Here is a 6,179-nt window from a genome sequence, read left to right as displayed (position 1 = left end):
AAGAGCGGACTGGAAGTGTTGTGGAACAAGGACTCGGCATACCGGGGGCCGGGGTCGGTGCGGATGGGGCTGAGAGGCCGCTATGTCAAGCCGAACGGTGAAGTAATACTTACCTCGGTCTTGAACATGGCAACGCATTACCCGTTCGCCGATCCGCGTTCCAAGTCCGACACCATCTACCAATACCGCAATGAATGGACGGGGCCGACCCGGATCGCAGGGATGATCACCGTCCTTGCCGACGGTACGAAAGACCTTCAACGCCGTGCCTTGACTTACCAGCCTTCGACGCGGCGTGTGCGACTGGCCCCGGATTACGCAGCCGACACGCCCGTGAGCGCTGCCGGCGGTTCGTGGGTATATGACGATGACGGCCTGTTCGCCGGAAAGCGCGACCGCTATGATTGGAAGCTGATAGGCAAGAAAGAGGTTTACCTTCCATATAACAACTATCGTCTTTCCTATCCGGCTCCAAACGGTGGCTGCACGGAAAAGGACGCTTTCGTGGCCAACCACCCGAAGCCGGAATGCATCCGTTGGGAATTGCACCGCGTCTGGCACGTCCAGGCCACGCTCAAGGACGGCAGGCGCCATGTCTATCACAAGCGCGATTACTTCTTCGACGAAGACATCCAGAGCGTTGGCATTGCCGAAAACTATGACCAAGCGGGCAAATTGTGGCGAATGAACATGATCGCATCCGTTCCCGCGTATGAGGCGCTGGCGCCAGGATACGGCGAGCAGATCACGCTTGATCTGCAGACTGGGATTTATTTCGGTGTCAGCATCGGTACCGGAATAAGAATCCAGCCGTTTGACGAAAACTTGCTCAACTCGGCGAACATGACTACCCAGGTAATCAAATAGCGCGAGCCAACCTAACCCGCCGGACAGTGCTTCCAGTTTGCCATGCCCGGCGGGACGTCCACTATGTACGTCCTCGGCATTTTTGCTTGAATACTTGTGCGCTGTGGAGCACATCTCGTGAATTGCATACCAGCGTCGTATTTTCAATCATGACAATCAATGTCAGCAACGGAGGACACAGTGCGATCAAACGAGGTGGTTTTTCCAGTCGGTGGCGGCAACGCGACGTCCACGCAGGCCACCGTCGCGCGCGGTACACTCGTCGCGCTGTTGCTCCTCTGTCTCACGAATCTATGCAATTACTACGACCGCATGCTGATCATCGTCATGTCGCAGCCGGTGCGCGAGGAATTCAAGCTGAGCGACACGCAATACGGCATCCTGACCGGTCCAGCATTCGTCGTCGTGTATTCACTGTCAGGCCTCGTATTCGGCTGGCTCGCTGATCGCCACAGTCGGCGGACCATCCTCGCGTCCGCAGTGATGTTATGGAGCGTGATGACGGCGTTTTGCGGGCTTGCGCGTGATTTTCCGATGCTCGCGTTGGCACGCGCCGGCATCGGCATTGGTGAAGGCGGAATCAATCCGACGACGACGTCGCTTCTCGCCGACTACTTTCCGCCCGCGCGGCGCTCAATGGCGATTTCATTGTTCTTTGCATGCGGAATGGTCGGAATGCTGTTGAGCTTCATGGTGGGAAGCTGGATCAGCGTTCACTTTGGATGGCGCAGCGCATTCTTCATCGCCGGCATACCCGGGATCGTGCTCGCCGCGGTGTTTCTGTTCGCGGTGCGCGAGCCGGTGCGCGGCCAGTACGACGCTGCGCGCGTGGTGACAGTCAGCTACCGGGAGCAACTTGTCAGCCTCGTCCGCAACCGTCCGTATCGCTGGCTCACCATGGCTGCGGGATTCGCGACGTTCGCCAACCTCGGCATGCTGATCTGGCTGCCGCAATTCTTTATCCGAACGCACGGCCTCACATTGCAGAAGATAGGCATGTTGTTCGGACCGGCGGCGACGGTGGGTCTTCTCGCCGGCATGCTCGCAGGCGGATGGATCGGCAACCGGCTCGCGCAGCAGTCGCTCGCTCGCCCTGTCATAACGTGCGTGCTCGCGAACGTGTTCGTCGTGCCGCTGTTCCTGGTGGTGCTGTGGACGTCGTCGCTCGAACTTGCGCTCGTGCTGACGTTCGTCGCGATGGCGCTGAGCGCCGTGTGGTCACCTGCGTATATGTCCTCGATCCAGAACGTCTGCAATGCGAACGTACGAGCCACGGGGGCGGCGGTCGGCAACGTGTTCACCAACCTCGTGGGCGCCGGCGCGTTGCCGTTGCTGGTCGGCGTGATCAGCGATCGCTTGTTTGGCGCCGCCGGCGGCGATTCGCTGCGCTGGGCGCTCACTATCTCGATGGCGTTCCTGCTCGTCGCCGCTCTGCTGTTCCTTGGTGCGCTGCACGCGATGCGGCAACAATTCGACATGCGCGGCGCCAGGCCGGCGTGATTGGATAAGCTCAGTACCGGGGCGCCAATCGGGGCAAGCGCTTGATCCGGCTGGCCGCCGGGCTAGCGCGCCAGGGGATGCCAGTCCGCGGGCTGCGCGGCCCCATGTTGCTGAAGTAGCCTGAAACGGCCCGGGTATCGCGGCCGCGATCCCCCGGGCCAGCCGATGTATGCCTCCCGGTCGCATACGCGTGCGCATCTCTCGTCCGGTTGCGCGCGCGATTCTCGCGTTAGCGCCCGCCGGTCCCCATCCCACGCATCCCGTTCGCGCTGAAAGCCCCCCATGGCGCTGCTGCACGCTGGCCGCATCGTCAGTCAAATTTTTCAGTCGCGTGCATATCGTACGCAAACATACTATACACGCGCTAAATAATAATATACAGTCTGCGGAACGGCCGGAATTCGCTGATTAGCGCGGCCTTGAAACCACTACAACTGAAGGAGATACCATGCAATTCAACAATCGACAGGCCGCCGCGCGTTCCCGCTGCGCGCCGAGCGTTCTGGCAGTGGCCGTCGCGGCCTTGTGCGCGTCCGGCGGCGCCGCCGCCATCGATCTCAGCTTCGGCAATCCGGATATCAACGCCTCCTGGGGCAACACGGTTCGCTACAACGCCGGCTGGCGCATGAACGAGCGCAACGCGATCATTGCCGCGTCGCGCAACAACGACGAGGGCACCTTCTCGTTCGACAAGCACGACATGGTGACCAGCCGGCTCGACCTGTTGACCGAGTTCGACTTCAACTACCGCACCGACATCGGTTTTCGCGTCAGCGCAGCGGCATGGAAGGATTTCGCCTTCAACAAGGACGTGCGTTTCAATCCAGCCATCCGGAACAACATCAGCAGCTATAACAACGACACCTTTTCCCAGACCACCGAGCGCTTCCAGGGCGGCTTGTCTGGCGAAATCCTGGATGCTTACGTGTTCGCGAATTTCAGCCTGGGCGGCATGAACGGCAATATCAAGGCCGGCCGCCAGACCGTGCTGTGGGGCGAATCGCTGATCCTGTCCCCGTTCAGCGTGTCGGACGGCCAGGCGCCGATCGACGGTATCAAGGGCCTGACCACGCCCGGGGTGGATGCCAAGGAAGTCGTGTTGCCGATCGGGCAGGTGAGCGGCAGCTTGCAACTGACGCCGACCGTGTCGATCCTGGGGCAGTACTACTACGAGTGGCGCAATTCGCGCGCGCCCAACGGCGGCACCTACCTCGCTGCGACCGACTTCATCCTCGATGGGCCGGATCGCTTGCCCCTGGCCAATGGCGCCGCCTTCGTCAACAACCGGCTGCTCAAGCCCAAGGAGCGGGGCGACTGGGGCATCGCGGCGCGCTGGACCCCGGGCTGGATGAATGGCGGCACCCTTGGCGCCTACTACCGCGACTTCACCGAAAAATCGGCCAGCGCCAGCATCAATCCGGCCGGCGGCAATTACCAGTTCTTCTTCCCGCGCCACCAGAAGCTGCTCGGCCTGAGCCTGGCGCACAGCGTCGGCGGCGTCAGCATCGGCGCCGAAATCGTGCGCCGCCAGGATGCGGTACTGAACACGGTGATCCAGAACGGCGCGCTGGAGGCGGCGCGCGGCGATGCCTGGACCGGACTGGTCAACGGCGTTGCGCTGCTGGGGCCGAATTCGCTGTGGAGCTCGGCCGCGGTGATTGGTGAGCTCGGCTATAGCCGCCTCGACAAGGTCACCTCCGGCGATGCCTTCTTCCCGGCCTGCTGGAAACGCCCGGCGGGCGACCAGTCGACCCGGACCGGCTGCAGCAGCCGCGACAACTGGCAGGCCGCGCTGCGCTTCTCGCCGGGGTGGACCGCCGTGCGTCCCGGCTGGGACGCGGCGCTGAACCTGGCCCTCACCTATGGCATCAAAGGCAACAGTCCGCTGACCCTGCCGGACCATGGCAACGAAGGCGCCGGCAGCTATTCCGTCGGTGCAACCTGGGTGTACAACGCCCGACACGACTTTACGCTGGCCTACATCGACTACCTGGCTACCCACGATGGTTTGAATGGCGCCATCCGCGTCTCGAACGGCTCCCAGCGCCAGGATCGCGGCTGGCTGTCGTTCACCTATAAGGGCTCGTTCTAAGGGACAGCCTGAATTACATTAATGGAGATTTATATTATGCATCCCGTCAAGAAATTCCTTCCATCCATATTCTTTCTTGCCAGTGCAGGCGCTGCGTTCGCCGCGCCGACCGCCGACGAGATCAAGCAGCTCGGCACCACCTTGACTCCGTGGGGGGCCGAAGTGGCCGGCAACAAGGAAGGGACGATCCCGGCCTACACGGGCGGGCTGACCAAGCCGCCGGCCAACTACGACAAGAAAAGGCCAGGCTGGCGCCCCGATCCATTCCCCAATGAAAAGCCGCTGTATCGCATCGATGCCAAGAACGCCGCGCAGTACAAGGACAAGCTGACCCCAGGCACGCTGGCACTGATCCAGAAATATCCGGCCACTTTCTTCGTCGATGTCTATCCGACCCACCGCACCGCGGCGTATCCGAAGGAGTGGCTCGACAACAGCATCAAGAACGCCACCCGCTGTGCGCTGATCAGCGATGGCGACGGGGTCGACACCAGCAAGGGGTGCGGCGGCGGCGTGCTGTTCCCGATTCCGAAGAATGGCCTGGAAGTGATGTGGAATAAGGCCTCGACCTACAAAGGCGCGGGCATTCTCAAGCGCGATGCGGTCATCGAGTATGTCAAGCCGAACGGCGAAGTCGTCTCGACCGCCACCGCGGACATCCTGTCGGCGTTTCCGATTAGCGATCCGGCCACCGAGATCAAGGACATCGTCTATCTCAACCGGGTCGAGTACAAGGGCCCGACACGGCTGGCGGGATCGTCGTCGCTGTTCTATGACTCGACCCAGACTGGCGAGCGTCGCGCCTATTCCTACCAGCCGTCCACGCGCCGGGTGCGGATGGCGCCCGACTTCGCGGCCGACACGCCGATCAGCCAGATGGGCGGCGCCGCGCTGTACGACGACGACACGCTGTTCGTCGGCAAGCGCGAGCGCTATAACTGGAAACTGATCGGCAAGAAGGAAGTTTACCTCCCTTACAACAACTACCGAATGTCGTTCCCCGACCCCAAGGGCGGCTGTACGCCCAAGGAATACCTGACGCCGTCGCATCCGAAGTCCGATTGCATGCGCTGGGAACTGCATCGGGTATGGCATGTGCAGGCCACGCTCAAGGACGGCAAGCGCCACGTCTACCACAAGCGTGACCTGTTCCTCGACGAGGACAGCCTGGCGGCGGGCCTGGCGGAAAACTATGACCAGTCCGGCAGGCTGTATCGCTACAACGAGGCCGCGGCGATTCCCATGTACGAGGCACGGATTCCGGGATTCACCGAGCTGGTCAATATTGACCTGATCTCTGGCGTCTATGTCGTGAACCGGACCGACACCGGCATCATGAGCTACACGCTGATGCCGGCCATGCTGGCGCCGGACTCGGCGACCAACAAGATGCTCAAGTAAGGCCAGGCCGGACTGCCAGGGCGCCAGTACCGCGCCCTGGTCGCCGCCGGGTGACTTTTCCTGGCGCACTGCGGCCTGTCATTCCTTCATACAAGTAGATGTCAGCATCCGAAGTCGGACTGCATGCGCTGGGAGCTGTACCGGGTATGGCATGTGCAGGCCACGCTCAAGGACGGCAAGCGCCACGTTGACAAAAATGGATAGCACCATAAGATATGCTAGTGTAATATATGCCTCATAACTGAATTCTATCTTGGTTCGTTACTCTCACGTAACCGCGGCAATCCACGCGGCACGCAATTTTTCCAGCCGCCGCAGA

At 61.5% G+C, this 6,179-nt stretch carries 5 protein-coding genes; all 5 read left to right on the top strand.

Annotation, left to right across the window (positions count from 1 at the left end; translation table 11 throughout):
* Window positions 1-867 (top strand): DUF1329 domain-containing protein (locus D3872_RS04480; protein WP_147373789.1); only part of this gene is annotated, 867 nt, incomplete at its 5' end.
* A gap of 180 nt (window positions 868-1,047) precedes the next feature.
* Window positions 1,048-2,367: an MFS transporter gene (locus D3872_RS04475; RefSeq protein ID WP_220476883.1), complete on the top strand. Its 1,320-nt coding sequence runs from the start codon at window positions 1,048-1,050 to the stop codon at window positions 2,365-2,367.
* Window positions 2,368-2,815: 448 nt separating this feature from the next.
* Window positions 2,816-4,459: a DUF1302 domain-containing protein gene (locus D3872_RS04470; protein WP_119809665.1), complete on the top strand. Its 1,644-nt coding sequence runs from the start codon at window positions 2,816-2,818 to the stop codon at window positions 4,457-4,459.
* Between the two features lie 36 nt (window positions 4,460-4,495).
* Window positions 4,496-5,860: a DUF1329 domain-containing protein gene (locus tag D3872_RS04465; protein ID WP_182915678.1), complete on the top strand. Its 1,365-nt coding sequence runs from the start codon at window positions 4,496-4,498 to the stop codon at window positions 5,858-5,860.
* Between the two features lie 60 nt (window positions 5,861-5,920).
* Complete coding sequence (locus tag D3872_RS27390; protein WP_370660945.1) at window positions 5,921-6,064, top strand: DUF1329 domain-containing protein; 144 nt, start codon at window positions 5,921-5,923, stop codon at window positions 6,062-6,064.
* The last annotated feature ends 115 nt before the right edge of the window (window positions 6,065-6,179 follow it).

This window comes from Massilia cavernae (assembly GCF_003590855.1).
Classification (GTDB): domain Bacteria; phylum Pseudomonadota; class Gammaproteobacteria; order Burkholderiales; family Burkholderiaceae_D; genus Telluria_A; species Telluria_A cavernae.
This window is presented reverse-complemented; position numbering and strand designations above follow the sequence as displayed.